Source organism: Bacteroides caecigallinarum (assembly GCF_021531075.1).
GTDB lineage: Bacteria > Bacteroidota > Bacteroidia > Bacteroidales > Bacteroidaceae > Phocaeicola > Phocaeicola caecigallinarum_B.
This window is the reverse complement of record NZ_JADYTJ010000110.1, coordinates 1-2,204: the sequence shown is the minus strand read 5'-3', so window position 1 is coordinate 2,204 and position 2,204 is coordinate 1. Positions and strand designations below refer to the sequence as shown.

The window sequence follows — 2,204 nt, the reverse complement described above, 5'->3', positions numbered from 1 at the left end:
ACCAATTTCTGTGGTACTCCCTCTTAAATTTTATTATTGTTAAAATATTGTTGCTATTCCTGAAAATACAAAAGTTATCTTAGTTCTTACTTTTGCTCAAACAAGAATGAATCAAAAGCATTTCCTGCTTGAATTCCTATTTCCAAAGTTCTATTGTCATCACTACTATTCGATAGAATCGAAACAGTCATTGTGTTTCCATCATCTATTTTTATAGAGTACCACTCTCTTTCTATTTTTTCATCTTCATAACTTATTGAAAGAGACTCACCGCTTTCAGACAAGGCATTAATCCAAAAACTTTTATAATTCGTACATTTAATGACATAAACGCCACCCTCTTTGGGTACTTCTATCTTGTTTTTATTGATATTTGATGCATTGGTTTCCCATTTCATCGCTTCCCAATCTCCATCTTTTTCCTCGCTTTCACATGCGATAAATGTCGTTGCAAAGATTATTAATAAAAGAATTTTGAATAAATTTCCTGTTTTCATGCTGTTAATAGAATTAAATTGATAAAAGATTTATGTATGCATACTTTTAATGGGCAAATATCATACGCACAAGCTATATGCAATATTCGCAAAAGTTCTGAATATACGCAAGCAAATAGCCCGAAATTTAGTCAATGAATCTCTGTATCTTTCAATTCAATCACCAGATAGAGGTGCAGAAAGGCTTTATACATCAATATGTCGATAATCCAGATGTTTGATGGGGAGGGTGAAATTATATTCACCCAATTGCGCAACCAGTGGTTGCGCAATTGAAGTACCACCACCTTTTATCATCGTAAGTTCCTTATTATACTGTTTATATCAATTATTCAAACATGTTCTTTAAAAATAATACATTAAAGTGAAATCCACTACTAAACAATAATAAAGACATAATTTACATTTTGACATTTTGCTTTTCTACCCTTCTAAGATTTAAATATTCAGGAGAAAGATATTATCCATCAATAAAAATTGAAGCCACGGAGACACGGCACAAAACAAAATAACACACAATAATACACAAAACATCCACAAGCACACTATACAGCCCTTTATTTAAACGATAAGATACACAACACAGTATAATTCTTTCTTTTTGACATTACAAAACACGTCTAAAACACGACAAATTCAGATTAAAATAATGGCTCGTGAAAACCTCAAGAAAAACGTTTTGACGTTTTTCTGAAACGTCTAAGCGTTTTAAATCAAATAACAGGAAAAAATTTTTTTTCTTCTAGGCAAAAAAAATCTTTTTTACACGTGGAATTTATGTTAATACATCCATCCCATTTCACATTTCAAGAAATTTTAATCCAGATATTATAAAGCAAAAACAGGCAAGAATTAACATTCACTTCCTAGAATAATATTTTCTATAAACAACAATGATGCATAATAAATAAAAATGCAAGCATTTTGACAGATAATAGAACTTTTCACTTACAAAGCGACAAACCAGCACATATAAGGAGATTGGTCATTAAAATTATAACCCGGTTCCTCACCTGAACTACAGAATGTGAACCGGGCTAAATAAATAAACATATTAAAGCTCTTTCTTTATCTTCTCAATCACCGAAGCATACTCTTCGTCAGATAAATATACTTCCTTAGGATTCATCCGGAACACACCACCGAAATCAGGACTATCAACATACTTAGGAACAAGATGGAAGTGCAAATGCTCCAAAGTATCAGAGTAGGCACCATAATTAATTTTAGCCGGATTGAACACTTTCTGCATTGCTCTGGTGACACGAGCCACATCTGCCATGAAAGCGTTTCTTTCTTCATCACTCAAAAGATTAAGGTCATCAACATGTCCGTTATATGCTACGAGGCAGCGACCTCTATACGTCTGTTCCTTAAAAAGGAAGATTCTGGAAACACTTAGTTTCGCTATTTCAATCATTAAACTATGCAATGTATTGTTATTCTGACAATACAGGCACTCCATTGGATTACTTTTCATTTTTCACAATATTTTAAATAGACATACAAAAATACACTTTTCATACGTAAATATTAAGCGTCCTACACATAAAGTAGGACAGGTTTATACTAAAATTGATATAAAACCGAGTGTTTTGACAAAAGAAAGATTAGCACTCATGAAAACACAAATGCGGCTATTATACGATGATAAATAGCAACAGCTAAGAATTTAAAAGTTTCATACACGTGTACATAAGTCACAAT

Annotated in this window: 2 protein-coding genes; both read right to left on the bottom strand. The window is 32.1% G+C overall.

Annotated features, from left to right (window positions below; translation table 11 throughout):
* Positions 1-86 precede the first annotated feature (86 nt).
* Complete coding sequence (locus tag I6E11_RS14465; RefSeq protein ID WP_235338813.1) at positions 87-497, bottom strand: hypothetical protein; 411 nt, start codon at positions 495-497, stop codon at positions 87-89.
* Between the two features lie 1,054 nt (positions 498-1,551).
* The gene (locus tag I6E11_RS14460; RefSeq protein ID WP_235338812.1) at positions 1,552-1,977 is read right to left on the bottom strand and encodes an HIT family protein; all 426 of its coding nucleotides are present in this window, start codon (positions 1,975-1,977) and stop codon (positions 1,552-1,554) included.
* Positions 1,978-2,204 lie beyond the last annotated feature (227 nt).

Bases quoted from the DNA above. Each gene is read 5' to 3' on its own strand.
- I6E11_RS14460 (WP_235338812.1), bottom strand. From the start codon at position 1,977: ATGAAAAGTAATCCAATGGAGTGCCTGTATTGTCAGAATAACAATACA.
- I6E11_RS14465 (WP_235338813.1), bottom strand. From the start codon at position 497: ATGAAAACAGGAAATTTATTCAAAATTCTTTTATTAATAATCTTTGCA.